Genomic DNA, 25444 nt, shown 5'->3' with positions numbered 1-25444 from the left:
CGGGCGGCCGCACCGGCGCCCGGCGCCGTCCCGGCCGCGGTTCCCGCACCTGCCGAGGGCACCGCTCCGGCGCCTGCCGAGGCCGGCAGCCAGGGCACCCCGCTCCCGGCCGGCGCCGCGCCGACCACGACCCCGGTGATGGCACCTCCCGCCTGATAGGCACGTCCTGCAACGCCGGCGCCCCGGGTCCGAAAGGACCCGGGGCGCCGGTGCTTCTGTCGCAGAACAGAACTCAGGAGTGGGTGCTCCACCAGGCATAGAGGTTGTCCAGGGTCGGGCCCGCCGGGCGACCCTGCACCACCGCGAACATCTGGTCGTCGAAATTGGTCCACGCCAGCATCGGGTTGTCGTTCTGGATACCGCACATCAGTGTGCCGCTGACCTCGTGCAGCGACGCATTGTGTCGCCATGGCCCCGGCGACTGGATCCGGCCCGGGCAGTCGACCACGGTCGAGGTGGTTTCCAGGTTGTCGATCGCAGCCTTGAGCGCCGCACTATCCACCAGCAGCGAGTACGTGGCGGACATGGGCCCGCCGGGATCCTTGTTGACGGTGCAGGCGATGGTCGCCAGGGCGCCGTCGAGACGGGCCACCGGCTTGCACGCCCCGTCTGGATAACCGCGCGGCAGCACCTTCATCAGACGGTCGTTGTCGCCCTCGTCCTGCTCGGTCGTCGCACCCTCCGACGCCCCGGACTGCGCCGACACCGAAGTCTGTTGCCCGACAGGCTCATCCGGATCGGACGGGCTGAGCACGAAATAGGCGACACCGCCTCCGATGGCCAGCACCGCCGCGGCGACACCGGCGATCAGCGCCACGTTCGGACCACCGCGCGACGGCGGACGCGGGACGATCGGCGGCGGCCCTCCGCCCGAATTCCACGTGCTCACGCCTCTCCCTCCTTCAGCCTCACCGGTACACGCTAGGCGATGGACAGCGCAATACCGTCCAGGATGTCGTGCTCGCTGACCACCAGTTTGTCGATACCGGCTCGGTCAGCCATCACCCGGGCCAGCTCCTGCACCACGATCGCACCGCCGGCGATCACATCGGCGCGGCCCTCGTGCATGGGGCCCAGCGCAAGCCGCTCCTGCGCGGTCATCGCCAGCAGGTCGGCGCACACGGTCGACAGATCACCGAAACCGGTCCGGGACAGATGGATCGCGGCCGGATCGTAGACGGGTAAGCGGTGCGCCAGCGCCGCAAGGGTCGTGAACGTGCCGGCCACCCCCACCCAGGTGCGCGCGCGTTCCACCGGGACGGCCCGCAGCGCCTCGTCAAGGGCGGCGCGCACCACGGTCCGGGCGGCCTCGATCTCCTCGGCCGGCGGCGGGTCCGAGGGCAGGCAACGCTCCTTGATCCGCACACAGCCGATGTTGGCCGAGAACGACGCGCTCACCCCGGCACCGTCGCCGAGGACCAGTTCGGTGGAACCGCCACCGAGATCGACGACGATGAACGGTGCCCCGGTCGAATCGAGCTCGCCGACCGCGCCGCGGAAGGACAGCTCGGCCTCTTCCGTCCCGCTGATCACCTCGGCGACCGCCCCGTCGCTGACGGTCCCGAGCAATCGGGCTGTCATGGCGAAGAATTCGTCACGGTTACCGGCGTCGCGGGCGGCCGATGTCGCGACCATCCGGACCCGGGCCACATCGTGCTCGCGCATGAGCGCGACATAATCGGCCAGCGCGGTCTCGGTGCGCGCCAGCGCTTCCGGCGCGAACTCTCCGGTGGCGTCGACCCCCTGGCCCAGCCGGACGATGCGCATCTCGCGGTGCACGTCGACCAGCCCGGGGGAACCGCCCTCGGCGATCAGCAGTCGGATGGAGTTGGTACCGCAGTCGATCGCGCCGACCTTCACGCCCACACCTTCCGGTCCAGGATGCCTGCCATCCCCGGCTCGACGGCCAGCACCGCCAGTGCCTCGTCCCCGAACGGGTTGAGCCCAGGGCCTTTCGCCAACGAGTGTGCGATGACCACGTGCAGACACTTCACCCGGTCCGGCATGCCACCACCGGTGAAGTCGGTGCCCAGCGACTCGATGGCGTCGCGCTCGGCCAGATAGGACTCGTGTGCGCGCCGGTAGGCCGCCGCCACCTCCGGATCCTCGGCGAGCCGTTCGGTCATCTCGCGCATCAGACCCGAGGACTCCAACCTGCTCGCCGCGGCGGTCAGTGCCGGGTGGGTCAGGTAATACAGCGTGGGGAACGGGGTGCCGTCGGGCAGCTTCGGCGCGGTCTTGACCACCGCGGGTTCGCCGTTGGGACAACGGTATGCGATCTCCAGGACACCGCGCGGTTCGCGTCCGAGCTGGCGGGCGACGGCGTCCAGGTCGGCCTGTTCAACCACCGGCGGGCACCGGGGTGGGAGTGCCGCCGGGCGCGGGTGGCGCCGGTGGCACGGCCGGGGTGATGCCGTGCGGCTGATCGGCGATGGTGTGCCACAGCGAGGTGTACCAGGGATCGGTGTTGATCGCCGTCGGCGCCTCGGGACCGGTATCGGGTTCCACCGCGGCGGTTGGTGGCAACTGCACCTGATAGGGAATGTCGCCGGGCATCACGAAGCCCAGCCGTTCGCGTGCCTGCGCGGCGATGAACACCGGGTCGGCCAGCTTGATCTTTTGTTGTTCGAGATCGGCGATCTGTGAACGCAATTGTGCCTCAACCATTTTCAGTTGGTTCATCTCGGTGCGCTGAGCGAAGTAGGTGCGGACCGGTCCGGCGATCGTCAGCGTCAACACGCAGACGACAGCGGCCAGGATGGCCGCTCGCCGGGCCGCCGACCCGAAGCGCTGCTCCGAGTGGGTGTCGGCGGTCTCGGCGACGGAGCGCCTGATGGCCTCCGCCACCGTGTCGGGACCCCCGGTGTCATCGGCGAAGCCGGCGGCACCATCGGCCTGGCGGGACTTGCTGCTCTCGATCGCCTTGGGCTCGCGGGCCTTGGGGTCGCGCCGCACCGACGACGCACGCGGACGGCCCGCCCCGCCCGCCTTGCCCGGCCTGGGGGCAGGGCCGCGGCGGCGCGGATCGGGCCGTTTCGCGTCGGGCATGAACCGAAGTTACTGGCTCGCGGGCGCGAACCGAGGGAAGGCCAGGTCACCGGCATAGCGGGCGGCATCCCCGAGCGCCTCTTCGATGCGCAGCAGCTGGTTGTACTTGGCCACCCGCTCGCTGCGGGCCGGGGCACCGGTCTTGATCTGGCCGCTGCCCACGGCGACGGCGAGGTCGGCGATGGTGGTGTCCTCGGTCTCCCCGGACCGGTGGCTCATCATGGTGCGGTATCCGCTGTTGTGCGCCAGCGCGACGGCATCGAGGGTCTCGGTGAGCGTCCCGATCTGGTTGACCTTCACCAGCAGTGCGTTGGCCGCACCCTTGTCGATGCCCTCCTCCAACCGTTCGGGGTTGGTGACGAACAGGTCGTCGCCGACGAGCTGCACCCGGTCACCGATGGCGGTGGTCAGCTCCACCCACCCATCCCAGTCGTCCTCGGACAGCGGGTCTTCGATCGAGACCAGCGGGTAGGTGTCCAGCAGTCCGGCGTAGAACTCGGCCATCTGCGCCGCCGTGCGGGTCTCCTTCTCGAAGGCGTAACCCTTGCCCTCGGTGTGGAATTCGGTGGCGGCGACGTCCAGCGCCAACGCGACATCGGTGCCGAGCTTGAACCCGGCGCCCTCGATGGCGGTGCCGATCAGGTCCAGCGCGGCCTTGGTACCGGGCAGATCGGGGGCGAAACCACCCTCGTCACCCAGCCCGGTGGACAGGCCCTGCTTCTTGAGCACCGACTTCAACGAGTGGTACACCTCGGCACCCCAGCGCAGGGATTCCTTGAAGGTCGGGGCGCCGATCGGGGCGATCATGAACTCCTGCACGTCCACCCCGGTATCGGCATGCGCGCCACCGTTGATGATGTTCATCATCGGTACCGGCAGGATGTGGGCGTTCGGGCCGCCGACATAGCGGAACAGCGGCAGCCCGGCCGACTCGGCGGCCGCGCGGGCGACCGCCAGCGACAGACCGAGGATCGCGTTGGCGCCGAGGCGGGACTTGTCCGGGGTGCCGTCGAGGTCCAGCAGCGCCTGATCCACCAGCCGCTGGTCGTCGGCCGACAGGCCGATCACGGCGGGGGCGATCTCGTCGAGGACGGCCTCCACGGCCTTTTCGACACCCTTGCCGAGGTAGCGCGGGCCACCGTCGCGCAGCTCGACCGCCTCGTGCTCACCGGTGGATGCGCCGGAGGGCACCGCCGCACGGGCGACGGTTCCGTCGATCAGGGCCACCTCGACCTCAACGGTCGGGTTTCCGCGCGAATCGAGGATCTCGCGGGCTCCGACCTGTTCGATGATGGGCACGGGTTCCTCCTGGAAATCGGTCATGGGCTGGCATGCGAACGCCTAAGAGCCTAGAGGTTGCACCGCGCTGGTGTGTTCCAGGTCGCCGCAGTTGGCGAAGTCGGTTGCCTGTCGGGACGACATCTAGGAGATCGACGCGTCGGCGTAGGTGGTCGCCCAGTCCCGCACATTGCGCGCGTACTGGTTGGACAGGTTGTAGGCCCGCAGCGCCTCCATCCAGCCCCGCGGCGTGGACAGGTCCTTACCCCGCCAGCACAGGTAGCCGGCCGCCGACAGGGCCGCATCGTCGAAGTTGTCGGGGCTGATCACCCCGTCGTTGTTCGCGTCGACTCCGTAGAGCCGCCAGGTCTCGGGGATGAACTGCATGGGGCCCATCGCCCTGTCCATCGTCGGGTCACCGTCGAGCAGGCCCTGATCGGTGTCCAGGATCTCCATGTTGCCCATGGTGCCGTCGAGCTGGACACCCCGAATGGGCGGCCGCACATCACCGTTGGGTGCGATATCCGCGCCCTTGTAGGTGCCGTGATGGCTTTCGACCATGCCGATGCCTGCCAGGGTGGGCCAGGCCAGGTTGCATTTGGGATTGACCACCTCGGCCACCCTGGCCGCGTAGGCGTAGGCCTGCAGGGCCTGCTCCGGGATGCCGGTCTTGGGTGCCAGCTCGGCGGCCCAGTCCCGCAGCTGATCCGCGGGGCGGCCTGCGGCGTTGGTGTCGATGGCGGGAACGGCGGCACCGCGCGGCGGCGGCACCCCGTCGGGAATGTGTTCCCCGCGATGCCAGGAACAACTGGAGGCGAGCAACAGCAGTGCCGCCACGAGGACCAACGCGGCCCGCACCCAACGGGCGCGCCAGAATGCCGTGATCGAGTGGCCGGGGGCCGGGGGCTCCGGGTCGAGGGTCGGTGCCGGGGAGGACACTCTCCCAGCCCCACTCCGCACGTCCGACAAAGCACTCCCTCAAAACCACCCGCTGTGACAACGCAACGGAGTCTCACGCCCCCTGGTCAAGAGTAGCGGTGAGAACGCCAGGGGCTGTCCCGTGATGATCTCGACTCAGGTATGCCTACCCAATACTTCTCGAACATGTACTGTGCTCGATGTCCCACAAGGAGGCTCGATGAAACGGCATTTCGCCTGGCAGCTACCGATCGCCGCGATCGCACTCGTGCTCAGCGCATGTTCGAACGGTGATTCGAACAGCGCAACCGACACGTCGAGCGGCGGTGCGACCTCGGGCGCGTCGACCAGTAGTTCGGCGGCGGCTGCCCCGAATCCGCTGACCGAGAAGGCCGCCGTCGAGTACAAGGCCTACGCCACCGCACAGATCGACGAGCTCGTCGGCGCGGTCAAGGTGTTCACCGACGCGGTCCGCGCCGGTGACCTCAAGGCAGCCCAGGAGGCCTACGCCCCCTCGCGCGCGCCGTGGGAGCGCATCGAACCCATCGCCGGACTGGTCGAGAAGATCGACGGCAAGATCGACGCCCGCGTCGACGACTTCGCCGGTGTCGACGATCCCGGGTTCACCGGCTGGCACCGGCTGGAGTACCTGCTGTTCGAGAAGAACACCACCGAGGGCGGCGCGCCCTTCGCCGACCAACTCGACGCCGATATCGCCGAGCTCAAGGCCCAGTTCCCAGCGGTCGAGGTGAAGCCGGTCGATGTCGCCACCGGGGCGGCCGAACTGATCGAAGAGGTGTCCGAGGGCAAGATCACCGGCGAAGAGGATCGGTACGCCAAGACCGACCTGTGGGACTTCGACGCCAACGTGCAGGGTGCCCGCGATGCCATCGGCAAGCTCAATCCCGCTCTCGTGCAGGCCGACCCGGCGCTGCTCGGCAAGATCGAGGCCGGTATCAACTCGGTGTTCGACACCCTCGGCCCGCTGCGCCGCGGGGACGGCTGGGTGCTGTTCTGCACCGAGAACGACCCCTATCCCTCGGCGCGCTGCCCGGAGGTCACGGTGACCCCCGACGTCATCGACACGCTCAAATCTGAACTCGCGGGCCTCTCGGAGAACCTCTCCCAGGTCTCGGGAGTGCTCAAACTGCAGTGAACCGCCCCCGAGGCATCTCTCGGCGCGGGTTCGTGGCCGGCGCGCTCGGCGCCGGGGCGGCTGTCGGCGCGGCCGGCCTGGCAGGTTGTGGCCAGGAACCGGCGGCACCGCCCGACGCGGCCCGGTTCGTCGAGTTCGAAGGTGCGCACCAGGCCGGTATCACCGCGCTGCCGATTCCCGAGCAGGGGCTGATCGCGTCGTTCAACGTGCACGCCAAGAATCGTGCGCAGCTGAAATCGACGCTGCAGGAACTGACCGACGAGATCCGCGGTCTGATGGCCGGCCGCCCGCCCGAGCAGCGCGACCCGGCCTACCCGCCGGTGGATTCCGGGATTCTCGGTGAACACCCGCCCCCGGACAACCTGTCGATCGTGGTCGGCGTGGGCGCCTCGCTGTTCGACGGCCGGTTCGGCCTCGCCGACCGCAAGCCGCGCGAGCTGGAGACCATGCCGTTCCTGGCCAACGATCGGCTGGATCCCAAGCTGTCACACGGGGACATCTCGATCATCTTCGAGTCCGGCCACAACGACACCATGCAGTTCGCGTTGCGGCAGTTGATGCGGCGTACCCGTAGCGATCTGGTGCTCAAGTGGATGATCGACGGATACGCCCGCGGTATCGGCGCGGGCAAGGCCGCCACCCAGGACGGCATCCAGGCCACCACCCCGCGCAATCTGCTGGGCTTCAAGGACGGCACCGCCAACCTCGATGTCAGCGATGCCGCCGTGATGGACCGCCACGTGTGGGTGGGTCCCGATGACGTCGGCCCCGGCCGCGAGCCGGAGTGGACGGTCGGGGGCAGCTATCAGGCGGTCCGCATCATCCGTAACTTCGTCGAGTTCTGGGACCGTACCCAACTCGTCGAGCAGGAGGCGCTGATCGGGCGGTCCAAGGTCAGCGGGGCGCCGCTGGGCATGGCCGGCGAATTCGACGACCCGGACTATGCCGACGACCCCGACGGTCTGCGCATCAAGCTCAACGCCCACATCCGGCTGGCCAACCCGCGCACACCGCAGACCGACGAGAACCTGATCCTGCGCCGCGGGTTCAACTACTCGCGCGGGTTCGACGGTGCCGGGCGCCTGGACCAGGGATTGGCCTTCGTGGCCTACCAGCGCAGTCTGCAGAAGGGCTTCCTGACGGTGCAGGAGCGCCTCAAGGGCGAACCGCTGGAGGAATACATCATGCCGGTCGGCGGCGGCTTCTTCTTCGTCCTTCCCGGCGTGACCGGCGGTGACCGGTTCCTCGGCGACACGCTCGTCGACTGAGCACCTACTAGGCGTCGTAGTAGAGTCCCGCTGGTGAGCACGCCGACCACACACGCGCACGGGGTGCGCGCCGTGCTGGTCGGGATCAGTGCCGCCGCCACCACCGTCGGTGCGCACGCTGCGGCTGCGGGCACCGTCCCGCACGGTGCGGCCCTGATCGCCGCCCTGCTGGTGTGCGCCACCTCCGGTGCGGCCGCGGGCAGCCTCACCGTCTCCGGTCGATACGCCGGGGTGATCGTGCCGGCGCTGGCGCTGGGTGCCGCCCAGCTGCTGAGCCACCTGGTGTTGACCGTCGCCGGCGGGCATCACGGCGACATGGGTCTGACACCGTCGATGATCGCCGCACACGCGGTCGCCGCGGTGCTACTGGGCTTCGCGATCGCCGCCGTCGAACATCTGTACCGGGTGTGCGCCTCGGTGCTGTGCTGGCTGCGGCTGTTCGCCACCGCGCACGCGCCCGCGCCCGCACACCGGGCGCGCCGACGCACCGACAACGTTGTCGCGCAGTCTGTTCTGCTAGCTCCTGGCCTCGGCATGCGGGCCCCGCCGAGGGGTGCTGTCGCGACCGTCTGACGGTCGACGACTCCACGACGAATCGAAACGCCCGTGACCGGTCCCCCGGTCACGGCGCGCTGCGTGCGTCTGCACACCCCTCTGTCGTTTCCAGCCGAAGGCATGTCATGACCATTCCCGACGACACCGTCGATATCGACCCGACCGACACCACACCTCCGTCCACCCTCGCCCACCGAAGAAGTTGGCGCCCCTTCGTGGTTCGCCTGCACTTCTACGCAGGCATCCTGATCGCGCCGTTCATCCTGATCGCCGCGACGACCGGCGGCCTCTACGCCATGGCGCCGACGATCGAACGCATCATCTACGCCGACATCCTGACCGTCACCCCGGCCGGGCAGGCACTGCCGCTGGCCGAACAGGTCGCCGCCGCACAGCAGGCATTCCCGGCGTTGACCGTGACCGGCATGCGGCCACCGGCCGCCGCGGACGCATCCACCCGGGTGGAGTTCGCCGACCCCGCACTGGACCCCGAGTTGCTGCGGTCGGTGTTCGTGGACCCCTACACCGGTCGTGTCCTCGGCGACGAGGCCACCTGGCTGGGCTACCTGCCGGTGAGCACCTGGCTCGACGGTTTCCACCGGCACCTCCAGCTCGGCGAACCCGGCCGCGTGTACAGCGAGCTGGCCGCCTCCTGGCTGTGGGTGGTGGCCCTCGGTGGGCTCGCGCTGTGGCTGACCAAGGCCGCCGCGCAGCGACGCCGGGGACGGCCGGGCCGCATCCTGCGAGTGGACCGCAGCAGCAGCGGCCGCGCCCGCACCATGAATTGGCATGGTGCCACCGGTGTCTGGTTGCTGGCCGGACTGCTGTTCCTGTCCGCCACCGGCATCACCTGGTCCACCTACGCCGGAGAGCATGTCACCGAGCTGCGCTCGGCCATGGACTGGAAACGACCGGTACTGGACACCACGCTGCATCCCGCCGCGGCGGTCGCCGATGGGCACGGCGACCACGGGGGCCACGGTGAACACCAGGGCCACGGTCAGCACGGGGCCGATGCCCCCGGTGCCCCGGCCGGTGCGATCGACTACGAGGCCGTGCTGCAGGCGGCAGCCACCGCCGGTGTCCACCAGCCCGTCGAACTGGCCCTGCCCACCGAGGCGGGCAACGGGGTGCGGGTCGCCGAGCTCGACAAGCCCTACCGGCTCACCACCAACGTGGCCGCGGTCGATCCGGCCACCAACACGGTCAGCAGCGAGATCGACTACTGGCGCGACTATTCGGTGGTCGCCATGTTGGCCGACTGGGGTATCCGCGGCCATATGGGTCTGCTGTTCGGGCTGGCCAACCAGCTGATCCTGCTCGGTGTCGCGGTCGCCCTCGTCGCCGTGATCATCGGCGGCTACCGGATGTGGTGGCAGCGCCGACCGACCCGCGGATCCGGTTGGGCAGTGGGCAGACCACCATTGCGTGGGACGTGGAAACGACTGCCGCCGTGGGCAATCGGCACCATCGTCGTCACCGCGGTGGCCATCGGATGGTTCCTGCCGCTGCTCGGGCTCTCGCTGGCCGGCTTCGTTTTGGTCGACGCACTCGTGGGAGCGGCCAAGGCCCGGAAGGAGAACGCCGATGCCTAAGGTGCTCATCCTCGCCGTGACCCTGCTGCTGGCGGCGTGCGGCTCCCCCGCCGCACAGGAATCTCCGATGGCCGAGCGCGTGACGGTCACCGACCAGTGGGCCGCCGGGACCGACGGCGGGATGGCCGCGCTGTTCGGGACGTTGTCCAATACCGGCAGCAACGAGGTGCGGATCACCTCGGGCAGCTCGCCTGCGGCAGGCATGGTGGAGCTGCACGAGGTCACCGGCGCGGCGGGCAGTAAGACCATGCGCCCCAAGGCCGGTGGATTCGTGATCGCCCCGGGTGGCAGCCATGAGCTGGCACCCGGTGGCGACCACGTGATGCTGATGGATCTGACCGGGCCGTTGTCACCGGGCAGCGATGTCACCGTCACCCTCGAGTTCGAGGACGGCTCGACTCTGCCGGTCACCGCTCAGGTGCGTGATTTCGCCGGCGCCAACGAGCAATACCAACCCGGCCACGGCAGCCATGGTTGACGTCAACCGGCGGCGCCTCCTCACCGGAGGCGCCGCCGCCCTGGCCGCCGGAGCCGCCCTGACCCAGTGCAGTGCCGCACATTCGGCGACGGTCGACGGTTTCGGCGGCACGGTCGAGCCCTTCCACGGTGCGCATCAGGCCGGGATCGACACACCGCCGCAGGCACACGCCCTGTTCGTCGCGCTGGATCTGCGTGACGACCCGCACCGCAATCCGCGCGACACGCTGACCGCCATCCTGCGATTGTGGACCGCCGACGCCGCACGGTTGACCCAGGGCAGGCCGGCGTTGGCCGACACCGAACCCGAACTTGCCCTTCGTCCGGCCCGCCTCACCGTCAGCGTGGGACTCGGCCCGGCGGTGTTCGACCGAATCGGTATGGCGCACAAGCGGCCCCCGACCGCGGTCGACATGCCCCCGTTCCGGACCGACCGGCTGGAGCCACGGTTCGTCGGCGGCGACATCGTGTTGCAGATCTGCGCCGACGACCCGATGGTGGTCGCGCACACCAGCCGGGTGCTGCTCAAGAACGTCCGCGCCATGACGGTGCAGCGCTGGCGGCAGCGCGGCTTCCGCAACGCCCATGGCGCCGACGTGTCCGGGGCCACGATGCGCAATGTCATGGGGCAGGTCGACGGTACCGCGAACCTGCGGACCCCGGCCGAGTTCGACCGCTACGTATGGGACGACGGAGCGGCCCGACCATGGTTCGCCGGCGGCACCATCCTGGTGCTGCGCAGGGTGCGGGCCGAAATGGACACCTGGGACGAACTCGACCGCGCCAGCAAGGAATTCGCGGTGGGCCGCCGGCTGGACACCGGGGCGCCGCTGACCGGCACCCGGGAGAGCGATGTGCCCGACCTGGATGCCCGGGTCAACGGGATTCCGGTGATCCCACCGAATTCGCATATTGCGCTGGCACATCACCGCACCGATGATGAGCGGTTCCTGCGCAGGCCGTACAACTACGACGATCCGCCACCGGTGGGGGCGACCACCGACAGCGGGCTGGTGTTCGCCACCTACCTCGCCGATCCGGTGCGCCAGTTCATTCCCGTGCAGGCGCGGTTGGCCGAGTCCGACGCGATGAACCAGTGGATCACCACGGTGGGCTCGGCGACCTTCGCCATGCTCCCCGGGGTGGCCGAGGGCGACTGGCTGGGCTCGGGATTGCTGGCCTGACCCGATCGCCGAGAAGTGAGCGGGATCGGTCGATGCGTGCGTTCACCGAAGGTCATCGGCGGTGAAACCGCGCTCCAGCCGGCGCTTGACGGCCGTCAGATAGCGGGCGGCGTCGGCACCGTCGACGGTGCGGTGGTCATAGGACAGTGACAGGTAGGCCATGGAGCGGACACCGATCTCGAGTGCGGGGACCGCACGCCGAATCGGCACCACCCGATCGACCACTGCGCCCACGCCGAGGATGGCCGACTGGGGTTGGTTGATGATCGGGGTGTCGAACAGTGCCCCTCGACTGCCGGTGTTGGTGATGGTGAAGGTGCCGCCGGCCAGGTCATCGGGTCGTATCGTGCCGAGCCGGACTCGCTCCGCGACCGCGGCAATGCCCTGTGCCAGTTGCACGAGGCTCAAGCCCGCGGCATCGCGGAGCACCGGAACCATCAGTCCTTTGTCGCTGTCGACTGCCATCCCCAGGTGCACGTCGGCGTGGTAGGTGATCTCGGTGCAGTCGGCGTCCAGCGAGGAGTTGAGCACGGGATGCTCGGCGAGCGTTTCCACCGCGGCGGCGACGAAGAACGGCAGAAAGGACAGTTTCACTCCGGTGCGCCGGTGGAAGTCTTCCTTCTCCTGCGCGCGCAACCCTGCGATGCTGGTGACATCGACCTCGACCACCGTCGTCAACTGTGCCGACGTCTGCAGTGATTCGAGCATTCGCCGCGCGATCGTCTGACGAACCCGGGACAGCCTCTGCACCGTGGGGGTTGTGGCCGGTTCCACCGCGACCGACGGCGGTGGATCGGCCATCACCGGTGCCGCAGCGGGCATCGCCCGGGTCTGCGCGGGAACGGGATCCGCGACCTCGGAGCCGCTCAGAACCGCCAGCGCCGCCCCGATCGGGACAACCTCGTTCTCGGGCGTCAGGATCTCCAGGAGCGTTCCGGCACCCGTCGCGGGGATCTCGGTCTCGACTTTGTCCGTGGACACTTCGAGCAATGGCTCGTCGTGCTCGAAGCGCTCACCGGCGTTCTTGAGCCACCGGGTGATGGTGACCTCGTCGACATGATCGCCGAGTGCCGGCAACACCAGCGTCGTGGTGGTTTCTGGATTGGGCATGCCTGTGATCCCTTGTTGGTCAGTCGACGAGGTCGAGAGCGGCGCGAACGATGCTGTCGGTGTCGATACCGTGATAGCGGTAGACGTCGTCGAGGGATCCGACCTGCCCAAACCGTGTGACGCCGAGTGCGGCGGCCGGGACCCGATTGATCCCCGCCAAGAACGCCAGGGTGTGCGGGTGCCCGTCCAGTACCGTCACCATGGGTGCTGCCCGGTCGGCCGGGAACACCTGATCCAGGATCCACGACGGCCCGTCCCCCAGACCGCGGCGCGCCTGCACCGCCTCGAACAACAACCCGGCGCTGGTCACACACACGACGTCGGCATCGAGCCCCAACTCTGCCAACCGATCGGCGGCAGTGAGAGTCTCGGTGATCACTGCTCCCACCCCGACCAACATGACCGCGGGCCGCTCGGCCCGGCGCAGCGGGTAGGCGCCGGCGACAACCTGGCGTCGTCGCCGTTCTCGCGCCGCAGGATCGGTCGGGACGCCGGCCAACGTCTGGTCGACGGGGCGGGTCGACAGGCGCAGATACGACGAAGATCCGTCCGGACGGCCCAACCGGGAAATGCTGTCGAGCAGCGTCCATTCGACATCGACCGCGAAGGCCGGCTCATAGCTGACACAGCCGGGCTGCTCGATTCCGATCGAGGGGGTCTTGATCGATTGGTGCGCACCGCCCTCGGCAGCGAGGGTGACCCCCGACGGCGTCCCGACCAGAATCGACTGCCCGCCCGCGTAGATGCCGTAGGACCACGGTTCGAGGGCACGCTCGACGAAAGGGTCGTACATCACGCCGATCGGGAACAGCGGCTGCCCCCACCGGCTCCAGGTGGCCCCGAGTTCGCCCATCAATCCGACCAGATTCGTCTCGGCGATACCGAGTTCCATGTGTTGTCCGGTGGGCTTCTCCCGCCAGTGCATGATCGTTTCGGCATCATCGTCGAACCAGTTTCGCCGTTCGTTCGGCGACCACACGCCCACCTTGTTCAGCCAACCCGCCAGGTTGGTGGTGGAAGACACGTCCGGACTGACGGTGACCACACGTTTCGCCGCTTCCGGAGCCAGCCGGGACAGGTCGAGCAGTGCTCGCCCCAGAGCGGCCTGCGTGGTCGACACCCCGGACGGGGTGCGGCCGATGTCCGCGGGAATGACCGGCGCGGTGACCAACTCGACGGACTCTCGGCGCAACCGCTGCGCAGCGGCAGCACAGACCCGACCCGGGATGCTGTCCGGATCGAAGCGCACCCACGGGTGTGCAGGATCCATGCCCAGTTCGGCCGCCAACTGTTCATACTGCTCGATCGTCAACAATGACGAATGGTTCTGCGGGTGGCCCTGGGTGGGCAGCCGGTGTCCCTTGATGGTGTAGGCGATGATCACGGTGGGTCGGGTGTCGTCGATCTGTTCGTACGCGCCACGCAGCGTGTCGAGATCATGGCCACCGAGATTCCGGATCGCCCGCAGAAGCGTGTCGTCATCGAGGTCATCCAACAGCGACGCGATCTCGGCCGCATCAGAACCATTGCCGGGCAGACGAACCCGCAGTGCAGCGGCATCACAGCGCAACAGACGCTGGTATTCCGGGTTGGGCATGGTGAGAATTCGGGAGCGCAACGCCTGGCCACCGGCCCGCGTGAACAGATCCTCCAGGAGCCTGCCGAACATCACGGTGATCACCTGCCACCCGGCGGCGGAGAACATCGCCTCCAGACGGCCTGCCGCGATGTTCGGCACCACCCGGTCCAGAGACTGTCGGTTCAGATCGACGATCCAGACGATCTCGCCGAGTTCGGCCACCGACGTGTCGAGGATCGCCTCCCACACCGCACCCTCATCGAGCTCGGCGTCGCCGACCAGCGAGTACTGCCGACCTGTGCCGGCATCACCGAACACGGTGTCCACATAGCGTCGCGCGATGGCACCCCAGATCGGCGCCGTCGCGCCGATACCGACCGATCCTGTCGAATAGTCGACCGGATCAGGGTCTTTCGCCCTGCTCGGATACGACTGCAAGCCGCCGAACTCCCGGAGCGTCGTGAGGTATTTCTCCGCCAACTCACCGAGCAGATAGTTGATGCCGTGCAACACGGGCGACGCGTGGGGCTTCACCGAGACCCGGTCGCCCGGCCGGAGCTGTTCGAACCACAACGAGGTCATGATCGACACCATCGAGGCACACGATGCCTGGTGACCGCCGACCTTCAGTCCCGTGGGATTGGGACGGACGCGGTTGGCATGATGGACCATCGCCGTCGACAACCAGAGGACGCGTTTCTCGATCTCCACCAGAGCTTCTCGATCCACAGCGCCCGACGCCTGCAGCGACGCGGGTGGGTCGATCGTGCGAACACCGTTCATCATTGTGGTCCTTGCCTGTGTGTATTGAGATCAGACCCACCCCAGACATCGTGGTGAGCGGGACCGATCGGACGTGACAGGTACGCGGTCCCCCCCGGCGGGCCACGTCGCAGTGGCTGTTCTCCATTGCGGACAATCTCGAGATCCGTTGCGAGAAATCGATGTTCAGTTGACCACGGGATCGCACTCCGGGCAATACCGACTGCGTACTTTGAGCATTCTGCGCACCATCCGGGCCCGCCACCCGGACAGCGTTGTCACAATGCCAAGGCAGTCCGCCATCGACCCACCTGGTCGAGCGTCGGGTAACGGGCCGACACACGGCAGCCACCCCGATCGAAAGTTAACGCGTATTAACATCAAGGGAACGCGCCCGACGCGATACGCATGTTCCATATACAGACGTGGCAACCAGCCCATGGGGGCGAAACAAGCTGTTCAATAGCGCATTTCCGTCGAGAGATACCGCCTTTCGATGCCGGGATCGACCTCAGTGTTGACAACATCACACTACGACCCTAGGTTAGCGATACATCACATTCGAGGGATGCCCTTTCAGCCAGCATTGCCGGCCGCGCCGGTACGGCGAGAAGCGTTCCCGGACAAGCCGTCCCGATGCTCTCGTCGGACTTCGGCAGATCGTTGTGGTCGGTGACCGCCAGAACATCACGACGGTGGACGCGTCACTGCCGGTTGACGGCGCAGCACGCCGCGGCGCAACGATTCCGGCGTCGACCGCCCGACACATTCGCCCCGAAACTCAATGACCATGACTGACGAGGACAAGCTTCATGCATCTACGTGAACTGCGCACTGCGGACCACAAGAACGGAGCACGGGCAAGCGCAATCATCGCGACGGCGGTTTCGTGCGTCGCGGCGTTCAAGGGCCTCAACGAATCGGTGACGCCACCGGCACTGCCCATCTTGCAGAACGAATTCCACGTGCCCAGTTCGACGATCTCCTGGGTCCTCACCGGCGTGCTGTTGACCGGCACCATCGCGACACCGATCGTGAGCCGGCTCGGCGAAGTATGGGACAAACGCAGAGCACTGCTGGGCGTACTGGCGATCGTCGCCGCGGGAACGCTGATATCGGCGCTTTCGATATCCATCGAGATGTTGATCGCGGGCCAGCTTCTACAGGGCATCGGGCTGAGCACTGCCCCACTGGCCATCGGCATCATCCGTGACACGCAAGGTGAAGCCAGAACCAAACATGCCAACGGGTTGATGGTCGGCGCCATTTTCGGCAGCACCGCGGCCGGAACCATGATTGCCGGTCCGATCGCCGACCATCTCTCCTATCGCTGGTTGTTCTGGGTGCCGTTCCTTGCCTTGTTGGGGTGTATGACCGCCGTCTGGCTCCTCGTCCCCCCGACGCCAAGGACCAGCGACGGGCGGGCGCGCGTGGACCTGGCCGGTGGCGCGCTGCTGGCCCTGGGCCTTGCGGCGGTCTTGCTCGCGCTGACGTTCGCGCCCGCGTGGGGCTGGTCGTCACCCGGCTTCTTCCTCTTGCTCGGCGCCGGGGTCGGCACCCTCCTTCTCTTTGTCCTTGTCGAACTGGCGGTTGACGAGCCCCTCGTCGATATCCGGCTGATGCGCAGTTTCACCGTGGTGGCCGCATCCGGGCTGATGTTCTTGGCCGGCTACTGCATCAACGCAATTCTCTTCTGCGTCCCCATGCAGATGCAGTTGCCCGCGTCGACCGGCTACGGCCTTGGCGCCTCGGCGACGGTGACCGCCCTGCTGCTGGTGTCGGCGATGCTGATAGGCCTCACCGCCCCGTTGATTTCCGCCCTGGACAGAGCCATCGGTTCCCGAATCCCGTCGTCGATCGGTCCGATCGCGATCATCGCGGGCGCGCTGGTGATGCTGACCATGGGACAACGCGGCAGCATCGCCGTCATCTTCGTCGCCACCTTGGCCGTGAACTTCGGCCTGAGCGTCGCGATGACCCAATCCCTGAACCTTGTCATCAATGGCGTCCCAGCCGACAAGGTCACGCAATTCAACGGATTGAACTTCGCCATTCAAGCCGTTGCGGGAACCGTCGGCGCCCAGGTATCCGGCGCTGTGCTCACCGTGGACCCGGATGCGGTGCCCAGCTGGAATGCATTCGCCATATCGTGGGCCGCCTCAGGCACACTGGCGATCGCGACCCTTGTCCTTGTCCTGGCGGTCCGCGCGCCCAAGACTTTCGACCGCCTTCCCGACCTGCAATAGCGCCGTTCTACGGAATCGCGGTGAGCGCCTGGATCGCCGCGTAGGACATCGTCGACACGATGGCCCCGTGGTCGAGACCCTTGTTCAGGGTGGACACCGCATTGAGCATGGAGAACACGGACTGGGTGAGCAGGCGAACCTGCGGTTCGGACAGGTCCGGCCGCAGTGGCGACACCGTCGAGATCCACTCTTCGGCATACAAATTCATTTCACGGCGGATCCGTCGACGATCCGCCTCGGGAAACGCGTGTTCGTTCTTGTGGAAGATCAACGGGGTCGGCGGCGCGTCGATGACGGACAAGATGTGGTGCTCTACCATGATCGCCAGGGCTGTCGCCGGATCCGGCTGGGACTCCACCGTCTCGCGCGCAAACCGATGAAGCGATTTCAGGTCTTTCTCCACCACCGCGATGAGCAGCGCCTGCTTGTTCTGAAAATGCCGGTAGAGCGCTGGGCCGGAAATACCGGCCTTCGCGCAGATCATGTCCACGGTGACCGAGTCGTAACCGTTGTGCAGAAACAATTCTGCGGCAACCGCGAGCAGCTTCTCCCGCCGCGGCGAATCGGTCGCGGTGGCCTCGGCTGCCCCCTTCTCAGATCTCATAGCTCCACACGGTAACCCCGGGAACACCGATGCTCCGCATCGTGGCCGACCCGAAACCCGCTCGGCTCCCTCGCTGCGTGGTGGACGCGTTCTTCGGCGATCTGAACATGACCCGTAAGTTAACACACATTAACATTGCTCGATGCCGACTGCGGCGCGAAGGGACACCCCTCACGCACGCTCAGGGAAGTGCGAACTACGCCGATAAAGTGGCTTCGAACTGGTTAAATACGGCTCATCGGCACGTGACACCACCCGGTTTCGGACTTCGGCGTTGACAGCGCCGATTTCTGGCCTTAGGTTAATGGTCACTCACACGCGGAAGGATCTAACGATGCGGTTCATCTTCATGAGCGAAGCCGAGACGGCGCCGGGTCACACCCACGAGCATCGGTACCGGGAATTGATAGACGAGGTACTACTGGCCGAGGAAGTAGGTTTCGATGCGTTCGGCACATCGGAGCAGCACGTGGCGATCGGCACTGCCACCACGTCCGCACCCGAGGTCATCTACCCCTATCTGATGGCGCTGACCAGCAGGATCAGATTCGTCCACCTGGTCACACTGTTGCCGACGCGCATCAACCACGCCCTCCGGGTCGCTGAGCGACTGGCAACCGAGGACATCCTGTCCAACGGCAGGGTCGAGCTCGGTGTCGGTCGGGGCAACACCACCCTTGCCCTGCGCGCGTTCGAAGTGTCGCCGGCCGAGAACAAGGCGCAGCAGCTCGAAGGCCTCGAGGTGATCCGTCGCGCGTTACACAACGACATCTTCTCCTTCGTGGGCGAGCACTACAAGATTCCGCCGCGCGGGCTGGTCCCCAGGGGAATCCAAACGCCCTATCCGCCGATTCACATGGCGACCGGCAGCCCCGAATCTGTCAGAGCTGCCGCGGAACTCGGCGTCGGCGCCATCGTCGGTGGCTTCTACCTGGGATTCGATTTCCTGGAGAACATGCTCGGCATCTACGACGAGGCCCTTTCCTCCGCCACCCACACCTATCCCCTCCAGGCCGAAAAGCTGGTGGCCGTTGCCGGCGGCATGCACTGCGCACAGACGCGCGAGGAGGCCCAGCAATGGGCGCGCCACCTGACCGAGACGGTCGCACTCTCGACAGACGCCTATGAGCGCTTGTCGAAGCTCTCGGCCGACTACCAGTACATGGGCGCGGTCAAGAACATCGATTTCAGCGATGAGCGCTACATGTTCGAGGACTCGGCCGGTTTCATCGTCGGGGACCCCGACGACTGCATCGCGCAGGTCCAGCGGTATGTGGATCTGGGTGCCGATGCACTGGTCATGCGTATCGACGGCCTGCCGCACGCCGAATTGATGAAGTCGATCGAGCTTTTCGGCAAGTACGTCATCCCGAGGTTCAAGAACCCGCGCGCCGTGGTTCGTCCCGCCGAGGAGATTCTGGACGACATCCGCGGCCTGCGGCCCGCTCACTACGCCGAACTCGAAGCGTTCACATCTGCACATGCCATGAACGGCAACACCATCCAGGTTGGAGAAAGCCGATGACCACGACAGCAGCCGATGACATCTACCGTCGCTACCCCGATGAGATCCTGATCGAGCGAAAGCCCAACGGGGTGTTGCTGATCACCCTGAATCGCCCAGACCAGTTGAACTCCCTGACGATGCCCATGTTCGAATACATGGCCGATATCTGGGTCGATATCGACCGTGACCCCCTGACCAAGGTGGCCGTCATCACCGGTGCCGGCCGCGGATTCTGCACGGGGATGGACGTTTCGCAGCCGGACCCGAGTCTGGACGACGCCATCGCACTGATGGAGGTGGAACGGCGCCGCCTTTCCGCGCTGCTCAACATGGACAAGCCGCTCATCTCCGCGATCAACGGTCCCGCCGTGGGCTGGGGCCTGTCCATGGGGCTGCTTGCCGATATCAGCGTCGCGGCCGAAGATGCCATCCTGATGGACGGCCATACTCGGGTCGGCGTCGTCGCCGGTGACCACTCCTCGCTGATCTGGCCGCTCTTGGTCGGGATGGCCAAAGCGAAGTTCTACCAGCTGACCTCGGCACGCCTCACCGGGCGAGAAGCCGAGCGCATCGGGCTGGTCAGCATCACCGAACGCCCCGAGGCCGTGCTGGATCGCGCGCTGGCGATCGCCGACGACCTGGCACGCGGATCCCAACAGGCCATCCGCTGGACAAAGCGCTCATTGAACACCGGCTGGCTCACCAATGCGCTTCCCCAACAGGAGCTTTCAGCTGCCCTGGAGACCCTCGGGTTCGCCGGAGCCGATTACCTCGAAGCTCGGCAAGCCTTCCGCGAGGGGCGCACGCCGGTGTTTCCCTCCGCCGGTGGCCACGACGCGCAACCCACCGCAGCCGACCACGCAACCGTCGGCTGAGCACACGATGACCAGTCCCGAGGACATGCCGCCGACCGGGCTCACACTCGCCGATCACGACGGGGTGCTCGTGGTCACGCTGAACCGCCCGCCGGCCAATGCACTGAACCGCTCCGTCATCGGTGAACTGACGCACCTTTTCGCCGGGCTCACCGCGTCTGCCGACGCCCCCGCGGTGGTCCTCACCGGCCACGGTGATCGGTTCTTCAGCGCCGGCGGTGACATCAAAGAACTCGACGGGGTCGCTGCCGATCAGATCGACGGAAGAATGCGGGATTTCCACTCGTTGCTGGTGGTGCTGGACCGGTATCCTCGTCCGGTGATCGGTGCCATCAACGGGTACTGCGTCGGTGGCGGCATGGAGATCGCACTCTTCAGCGACACCGTGTTGGCGGTCGAGCATGCACAGTTCGGCTTTCCGGAGATCAAGCACGGGCTCCTCCCCGCCGACAAGGGCATCCAGCGTGCCATCCGGATTCTCGGGGCCCGCGCCACCCGCGCGATGCTGTTGTCCGGAGAGCTCTTCGGTGTGCAGCGCGCCGCGGCACTCGGTCTGGTCGACACGATCGTCGAACCCGCCCAACTGCTGGCGTCCGCCATCGCCGTCGCCGAGCACGCATCAGCCGAGGCGCCCGTGCTCTACCGCGCGCTCAAGCGCAGCGTGAACGGCCCGGACGACGCTGCGGACGAGAAATCACTGCGCAATACCTTGGCCGACGCCGCCGCCTACTTCGACGATCCCGTCGCCCGCGCGCTGCGCGGGGGCTGGAGCGTCCAGCGCAATCGAGCACGTACGCACGCAGCCACACCACAGCCGCATCATGAGCGGCCCGCAGAGGAATCACGTTGATGGCACCAGATACGCCCGCTTCATCGGACCCGGCCGAGGGCAACGGCACCCACTCGGTACCGGTACTCCAAGACGCGTCGCGGTTCCAGGCGGTGCCACGAACCTTTGCCCAGCTGCTGCACGACCGAGCCCGACACGAGCCCGACAAGGTCGCCTTCTACACCTGGGACTCGGGTGCCCAACACCCCACCACCTGGGGCGAGTACGCCGAATCCGTACGTCGGGCCGCGCTCGAACTGGACAACCTCGGTGTCGGCGCGGGTGACCGGGTAGCCATCATGTCGTCGGCCCGCGCGGAGTGGGTGGTGGCAGCGTTGGCCATCCTCAGCGTGAACGCCGTGCTGGTCGGGGTGTACCCGACAAGCTCGCAACAGGAGCTCGCGCAGGTGCTCGAAACGTGCGGTGTATCCGCGGTTTTCGCCGACAGTCAACCGGCGCTCGAGAAGGTGGCCGCGATAGCGCCCCGGCTGGACACCCTGCGCGCGGTGATCGGGTTCGATGCACAGCCCGCAGGCATGCCCGACAACGTCTCGGTCAGCGGGTGGCATTCGCTCCTTGCTGCCGGCGGGGCGCTGGCAGCCGCCGACCCGACCCGGTTCGCCGATCTCGTGGCGGAAGGCGATATCGACCAACCGGCCGCCCTGTTCTCCACGTCGGGCTCCACCGGAATCCCCAAGGGAGTCGTGCACACCCATCGCACACTGCAGTTCTCGGTGCTGGGTGTGGCGATGACCTACCCCGATATCGGTCGTACCCGCCATGACCTCGTCGGGTTTCTCGGTCTGTCGCACGTGGCCCCCGCCCTCATCGGGGTTTTCGCGCCGATCATGACCAAGCTCGTGATCACCTACTGCACGATGGAACAGCGTCTGCCGGCCCTCATCGGGGTGCGGCCGACCGCCGTGGTCTGGCCGCCGCGCATGCACGAGAAGCTGGCCAGCGAGGTTCTGCAGACGGTCACACAGTCTGGACGGCTCTTCGGCATCAAGTATGCGGCAGCAATGCGGATCGCGCGACGCATCGGTGCAGACAGATGGGCGGATCGCCGGCCGCCCAGATACCTCGATGTGCTCTACGGCATCTGCTTGAAGACCGTGTTCCTGCCGCTGCGCGCGCGGGTCGGCATGGACAGGATCAACGTCAGCTGGACCGCTTCGGGCAGCATGCCCCCCGATGTGGCCGCGCTGTGGCACATGTGGGGCCTCGATCTGCGCGAGCTCTACGGCACGACGGAGACCTGCGGCGCGGTTCTGGCCCAGTGGGACCGGCCCTTTCCCCGGCCCGGCACCATCGGCAAGAGCATGCCGGATCCGCGCTGGGCGGCGCGGGTATCCGCCGACGGTGAGCTGCAGGTGCGCACGCCGAGTCTGTTCACCGGTTACTGGAATGACCCACAGGCGACATCGGAAGCGGTGCACGACGGGTGGTACAGCACAGGGGATCTGGTTGAACTGGGCGCAGATGCCGAGGTGAAGATCATCGGCCGGTCCAAGGACCTGATCAAGACCAGCGGCGGAAAATCGGTCAGCCCACAACCGATCGAGGTGAAGCTGAAATCCAGCCCGCTGCTGGAAGAAGCCATCGTGGTGGGTGAGGGACGGAAGTACCTCACTGCGCTGTTGGCCGTCAGCGCGAAAACACAGTCGATGAGCACCGACGAGCGCGATATCCTGCTGCGCCGATGGATCGAGGGAGTCAACGCCGAACTCTCGCGACCCTTGCAGATCAAGGACTTCCGGGTACTTCCCCGAGAATTGTCGCCCGAAGCGGGTGAACTCACGCTCAAGGGCACCATCCGCCGCGCGAATGTGGTCGCCTCGTTCGCCCACCTCGTCGACGAGATGTACGACGGGAGCGAACAAGACGTCATCGCCGGGCAGGCCCGCCTCATCAGGGGCGACCGTGTCTAGCATCGACACCCTCCCGTCCGGGGAAGTGCGCATCGAGTACCTCACGAGCCCGGAGATCGGCAGGGCTGTGACGGCGGGATACCGCACGGCGATCCTGCCCTTGGCCGCGATCGAACAGCACGGTAGCCACCTTCCGCTGTCCATGGATGCCGATCATGCAGACGAGCTCGCCATTCTGATCGCCCGTCGGCTCGGCGACGCGCTGGTGCTTCCGACCGTCAGGGTCGGATACTCACCGCACCATCTGGAATTCGCCGGGACGCTGTCCCTTCGAGCATCCACGCTGGAGTCGATCTGTGTCGATTACACGGCGCATCTGGCCGAGCACGGGTTCGAGCGGGTGATCCTGTTCTCCGGGCACATCGGAAACTACTCTGTGATGCGGGATTTCGAGTCCCGCCTGCAGCAGCAACTGGCCCCATTGGCTGTCATCGTGTTCACCGACGCCGCGGCGATACTGGACACGTGGCGGCTCTGTGCGGCCAGGGTCGCCGGTTTGGGCGAGAATGTCGGCGGCCACGCAGATATCGCCGAAACCTCGGTGATGCTGGTGCTGGATCCGGAGAAGGTGCGCAGCGAGCGGTTCATGCCCGGACACCCCGTCGGCGCCGACCGCACCATCGTGGACGCGGCGATGCGGGACGGAATCCACTCGGTCTCGCCCAACGGCATACTCGGTGATCCGACCGGATCCTGTGCAGCCATCGGGACCGCCTGCCTGGAGACGGTCTCGGCGTTGATCGCCGATTATGCGCGCGAACGTGGCGCCTGACCTCCACCGGCAGCCATCCCACCGGAAAACACTTGGCCCGAAAAGTAAAGGTGCCGTGCCGTGAACAATCTCGAACCCGTCCGAACGGGAGATCTTGCACTGGACAGCTCCCGACTGCGCAGACTCTACGGTCGTTACCCCACCGGTGTCGCCGCGTTGTGTGCATTGCGGGAAGGCGAACCTGTCGGCATCGTCGCGACGTCGTTCGTGCCGGTCTCGATGGATCCCGCGCTCGTCTCGGTCTGTGTCCAACACACGTCCACCACCTGGCCGGTGCTCGCCAGCGGGGATCACCTAGGCGTCTCGGTGCTGTCCTCGAAACATCAGGCGGCCTCTCGCCAGCTCGCGGCGAAGAACGCCGACCGGTTCGGCGGCCTGTCCTGGTTCAGCTCGGATTCGCAGGCCATCTTTCTCCACGACGCGGCGGCCTGGTTCGACTGCAGCATCTCGACCGCCATCGCGGCCGGTGACCACGATGTGGTCATCCTGCAGGTGAACTCCGCGGGCATCAACGAGTCGAGCACTCCCCTGGTATTTCACGACAGCCGCTATCACAGCCTCATCGGGGCCGACGCGTCATGAGAACGACGAGCCAGTCGGTCGTCTCCGCCGCCGGTGACCTCGCGCTGGGTCGCCCCGTCCTGCTCAGCCACGGTCGGCCGGGTGAGGAACTGACCGATGTGGTGCTGGCGGGGGCCCTGGCAACACCCGCCTGGACCGCATGGGCCATCCGGCACACCTCGGGATTTCTCTGCGCCGCAATGCGATCGAGCCACGCGGATGCGCTGGGCCTACCGCCCATGGTGCCGACGACGAGCCAGAGTCCAAAGGTGCCCAGATTCGCTGTCGGGGTGGATGCGGCGGTGGGCATCGGCACGGGCATCAGCGCCGCCGATCGCGCACACACCGGTCGGGTGCTGGCCGACCCCGAGACGCGAGCCGAGGACCTGGTCCGGCCCGGGCACGTGATGCCGATCCGGGCCGCCGAACACGGTGTGTTGCAGCGGCGTGCCGCGGCCGAAGCCGCGATCGATCTGTGCGGCAGTTCGGGACTGGTGCCGCTGGCGCTGACGGCCACACTGCTCGACGAACACAGTGGACGTCCATTACGGGGCGACGAATCGGTCGCTTTCGCCCGCGAGCACGGCATCACGCTGGTCACCGTCGAGGACATCGTCGTCCACCTCATCCATCACGGCAGGGGAACCTCGGGGCGCGTTCACCGCATCACCCCGTCCGGCCGGCAGATCCGGAGCAGATCCACCCGTGTCATCGACTTCGACGATGAACTCACCGGTGCACGACACACGGTCATGGTGGGGCCTTTGCCGGCTCGACGGGTGCCTTCGGTGTACGTGGTCGGCGAATGTACGCACCGCGATCCGTTCGGACCGCGGTGCGACTGTCAACCAGTGTTCGACGGCTACCGCGAGCGAGTAGAAAGCACCGGCGGGATGCTGGTCCATCTGCGCACGGGCCAATCCGACAGGACCGCTGCGGTGGCCGATGACGAGATGGCGCAGGGGTGTATCACCGCGGCCATGCGGCATTTCGGACTCGAGAAAGCTCATATCGTGGGATGGCCGGGCGATGGTGTGACCGGTGCATGCCGGCTGTTGCAGCTGCCGGCCGGCACGGGTTCGGCCCCCGAGTTGCCAGCGGCGATCACGAAGAGCCTTCTCGAACAGGCCTATTGATCCATCACTCATCTTGTCGCGACACCACCGACAGCGTCTTCATCTGGAGGAGA

General features: G+C 66.9%; 23 protein-coding genes. 14 read left to right on the top strand and 9 right to left on the bottom strand.

The window, feature by feature from the left end:
- Nucleotides 1-232: 232 nt before the first annotated feature.
- The 6 genes from G154_RS13275 to G154_RS13250 form a co-directional block, all read right to left on the bottom strand.
- Nucleotides 233-889 carry a hypothetical protein gene (locus G154_RS13275; protein ID WP_131701285.1) on the bottom strand — a complete coding sequence of 219 codons (657 nt, stop codon included), beginning with the start codon at nt 887-889 and terminating at the stop codon, nt 233-235.
- A gap of 32 nt (nt 890-921) precedes the next feature.
- The gene (locus G154_RS13270) at nt 922-1866 is read right to left on the bottom strand and encodes a Ppx/GppA phosphatase family protein (protein WP_019511881.1); all 945 of its coding nucleotides are present in this window, start codon (nt 1864-1866) and stop codon (nt 922-924) included.
- On the bottom strand, nt 1857-2348 hold the full coding sequence (locus G154_RS13265) for a DUF501 domain-containing protein (protein WP_019511882.1): 492 nt from the start codon (nt 2346-2348) through the stop codon (nt 1857-1859). The genes G154_RS13270 and G154_RS13265 overlap by 10 nt, the downstream gene beginning before the upstream one ends.
- Entirely contained in the window at nt 2341-3048 is a 708-nt protein-coding gene (locus G154_RS13260; protein WP_023986188.1) for a septum formation initiator family protein, read from the bottom strand. Before G154_RS13260 ends, G154_RS13265 begins: the two co-directional genes overlap by 8 nt.
- A 9-nt stretch (nt 3049-3057) precedes the next feature.
- Nucleotides 3058-4347: a phosphopyruvate hydratase gene (gene eno / locus G154_RS13255; protein ID WP_023986189.1), complete on the bottom strand. Its 1290-nt coding sequence runs from the start codon at nt 4345-4347 to the stop codon at nt 3058-3060.
- Nucleotides 4348-4470: 123 nt separating this feature from the next.
- A complete protein-coding gene (locus G154_RS13250) occupies nt 4471-5211 on the bottom strand; it encodes a lytic transglycosylase domain-containing protein (RefSeq protein ID WP_031601662.1) in 741 nt (246 codons plus the stop codon).
- A 253-nt stretch (nt 5212-5464) separates the two neighbouring features.
- Here G154_RS13250 and G154_RS13245 point away from each other — a divergent pair, with 253 nt between their 5' ends.
- The 6 genes from G154_RS13245 to G154_RS13220 all read left to right on the top strand — a co-directional run bounded on the left by G154_RS13245 (nt 5465) and on the right by G154_RS13220 (nt 11479).
- Entirely contained in the window at nt 5465-6400 is a 936-nt protein-coding gene (locus G154_RS13245) for an EfeM/EfeO family lipoprotein (protein WP_019511886.1), read from the top strand.
- On the top strand, nt 6397-7668 hold the full coding sequence (locus G154_RS13240; RefSeq protein ID WP_023986190.1) for a Dyp-type peroxidase: 1272 nt from the start codon (nt 6397-6399) through the stop codon (nt 7666-7668). Before G154_RS13245 ends, G154_RS13240 begins: the two co-directional genes overlap by 4 nt.
- A 33-nt stretch (nt 7669-7701) precedes the next feature.
- The gene (locus G154_RS13235; protein WP_019511888.1) at nt 7702-8241 is read left to right on the top strand and encodes a hypothetical protein; all 540 of its coding nucleotides are present in this window, start codon (nt 7702-7704) and stop codon (nt 8239-8241) included.
- Nucleotides 8242-8348: 107 nt separating this feature from the next.
- On the top strand, nt 8349-9818 hold the full coding sequence (locus G154_RS13230; protein WP_019511889.1) for a PepSY domain-containing protein: 1470 nt from the start codon (nt 8349-8351) through the stop codon (nt 9816-9818).
- On the top strand, nt 9811-10296 hold the full coding sequence (locus G154_RS13225) for a copper chaperone PCu(A)C (RefSeq protein WP_023986191.1): 486 nt from the start codon (nt 9811-9813) through the stop codon (nt 10294-10296). The genes G154_RS13230 and G154_RS13225 overlap by 8 nt, the downstream gene beginning before the upstream one ends.
- Nucleotides 10289-11479: a Dyp-type peroxidase gene (locus tag G154_RS13220; protein WP_019511891.1), complete on the top strand. Its 1191-nt coding sequence runs from the start codon at nt 10289-10291 to the stop codon at nt 11477-11479. The genes G154_RS13225 and G154_RS13220 overlap by 8 nt, the downstream gene beginning before the upstream one ends.
- 42 nt (nt 11480-11521) lie before the next feature.
- Here G154_RS13220 and G154_RS13215 read toward each other — a convergent pair whose 3' ends face one another.
- Nucleotides 11522-12589: a 2-oxo acid dehydrogenase subunit E2 gene (locus G154_RS13215; RefSeq protein WP_019511892.1), complete on the bottom strand. Its 1068-nt coding sequence runs from the start codon at nt 12587-12589 to the stop codon at nt 11522-11524.
- A 19-nt stretch (nt 12590-12608) separates the two neighbouring features.
- A complete protein-coding gene (locus tag G154_RS13210; protein ID WP_023986192.1) occupies nt 12609-14951 on the bottom strand; it encodes a pyruvate dehydrogenase E1 in 2343 nt (780 codons plus the stop codon).
- 791 nt (nt 14952-15742) lie between these two features.
- Between G154_RS13210 and G154_RS13205 the strand changes: the two genes are divergently transcribed.
- Nucleotides 15743-17176, top strand: a complete 1434-nt coding sequence (locus tag G154_RS13205) for an MFS transporter (protein WP_019511894.1) — start codon at nt 15743-15745, stop codon at nt 17174-17176.
- Between the two features lie 7 nt (nt 17177-17183).
- Here the strand turns inward: G154_RS13205 and G154_RS13200 are convergent, their stop codons facing one another.
- Entirely contained in the window at nt 17184-17780 is a 597-nt protein-coding gene (locus G154_RS13200; RefSeq protein ID WP_019511895.1) for a TetR/AcrR family transcriptional regulator, read from the bottom strand.
- Nucleotides 17781-18054: 274 nt separating this feature from the next.
- Here G154_RS13200 and G154_RS13195 point away from each other — a divergent pair, with 274 nt between their 5' ends.
- From G154_RS13195 to G154_RS13165, 7 genes are read left to right on the top strand one after another with little or no spacing between them, the layout of a single operon-like run.
- A complete protein-coding gene (locus G154_RS13195) occupies nt 18055-19305 on the top strand; it encodes an LLM class flavin-dependent oxidoreductase (RefSeq protein WP_234713025.1) in 1251 nt (416 codons plus the stop codon).
- Nucleotides 19302-20162, top strand: coding sequence for an enoyl-CoA hydratase-related protein (locus G154_RS13190; protein ID WP_019511897.1), 861 nt, complete (start codon nt 19302-19304; stop codon nt 20160-20162). The genes G154_RS13195 and G154_RS13190 overlap by 4 nt, the downstream gene beginning before the upstream one ends.
- Before the next feature lie 7 nt (nt 20163-20169).
- Nucleotides 20170-21012: an enoyl-CoA hydratase/isomerase family protein gene (locus tag G154_RS13185; protein WP_110807056.1), complete on the top strand. Its 843-nt coding sequence runs from the start codon at nt 20170-20172 to the stop codon at nt 21010-21012.
- Nucleotides 21012-22922, top strand: coding sequence for a long-chain fatty acid--CoA ligase (locus tag G154_RS13180; protein ID WP_019511899.1), 1911 nt, complete (start codon nt 21012-21014; stop codon nt 22920-22922). Before G154_RS13185 ends, G154_RS13180 begins: the two co-directional genes overlap by 1 nt.
- On the top strand, nt 22915-23694 hold the full coding sequence (locus tag G154_RS13175) for a creatininase family protein (protein ID WP_031601665.1): 780 nt from the start codon (nt 22915-22917) through the stop codon (nt 23692-23694). Before G154_RS13180 ends, G154_RS13175 begins: the two co-directional genes overlap by 8 nt.
- Nucleotides 23695-23754: 60 nt before the next feature.
- Nucleotides 23755-24276 (top strand): flavin reductase family protein, encoded by a 522-nt coding sequence (locus G154_RS13170; protein WP_019511901.1) that lies wholly within the window; start codon nt 23755-23757, stop codon nt 24274-24276.
- The gene (locus G154_RS13165; RefSeq protein WP_019511902.1) at nt 24273-25391 is read left to right on the top strand and encodes a 3,4-dihydroxy-2-butanone-4-phosphate synthase; all 1119 of its coding nucleotides are present in this window, start codon (nt 24273-24275) and stop codon (nt 25389-25391) included. The genes G154_RS13170 and G154_RS13165 overlap by 4 nt, the downstream gene beginning before the upstream one ends.
- The last annotated feature ends 53 nt before the right edge of the window (nt 25392-25444 follow it).

Origin of the sequence: Mycobacterium sp. VKM Ac-1816D (assembly GCF_000416385.1) — a bacterium.
GTDB classification, from domain to species: domain Bacteria; phylum Actinomycetota; class Actinomycetes; order Mycobacteriales; family Mycobacteriaceae; genus Mycobacterium; species Mycobacterium neoaurum_A.
This window is presented reverse-complemented; position numbering and strand designations above follow the sequence as displayed.

What these genes read in the sequence shown, in the direction of transcription:
- G154_RS13230 (WP_019511889.1), top strand. Translation starts at nt 8,349, where the DNA reads ATGACCATTCCCGACGACACCGTCGATATCGACCCGACCGACACCACA.
- G154_RS13215 (WP_019511892.1), bottom strand. Translation starts at nt 12,589, where the DNA reads ATGCCCAATCCAGAAACCACCACGACGCTGGTGTTGCCGGCACTCGGC.
- G154_RS13210 (WP_023986192.1), bottom strand. Translation starts at nt 14,951, where the DNA reads ATGAACGGTGTTCGCACGATCGACCCACCCGCGTCGCTGCAGGCGTCG.
- G154_RS13220 (WP_019511891.1), top strand. Translation starts at nt 10,289, where the DNA reads ATGGTTGACGTCAACCGGCGGCGCCTCCTCACCGGAGGCGCCGCCGCC.
- G154_RS13165 (WP_019511902.1), top strand. Translation starts at nt 24,273, where the DNA reads ATGAGAACGACGAGCCAGTCGGTCGTCTCCGCCGCCGGTGACCTCGCG.
- G154_RS13190 (WP_019511897.1), top strand. Translation starts at nt 19,302, where the DNA reads ATGACCACGACAGCAGCCGATGACATCTACCGTCGCTACCCCGATGAG.
- G154_RS13180 (WP_019511899.1), top strand. Translation starts at nt 21,012, where the DNA reads ATGGCACCAGATACGCCCGCTTCATCGGACCCGGCCGAGGGCAACGGC.
- G154_RS13185 (WP_110807056.1), top strand. Translation starts at nt 20,170, where the DNA reads ATGACCAGTCCCGAGGACATGCCGCCGACCGGGCTCACACTCGCCGAT.
- G154_RS13205 (WP_019511894.1), top strand. Translation starts at nt 15,743, where the DNA reads ATGCATCTACGTGAACTGCGCACTGCGGACCACAAGAACGGAGCACGG.
- G154_RS13200 (WP_019511895.1), bottom strand. Translation starts at nt 17,780, where the DNA reads ATGAGATCTGAGAAGGGGGCAGCCGAGGCCACCGCGACCGATTCGCCG.
- G154_RS13260 (WP_023986188.1), bottom strand. Translation starts at nt 3,048, where the DNA reads ATGCCCGACGCGAAACGGCCCGATCCGCGCCGCCGCGGCCCTGCCCCC.
- G154_RS13245 (WP_019511886.1), top strand. Translation starts at nt 5,465, where the DNA reads ATGAAACGGCATTTCGCCTGGCAGCTACCGATCGCCGCGATCGCACTC.
- G154_RS13225 (WP_023986191.1), top strand. Translation starts at nt 9,811, where the DNA reads ATGCCTAAGGTGCTCATCCTCGCCGTGACCCTGCTGCTGGCGGCGTGC.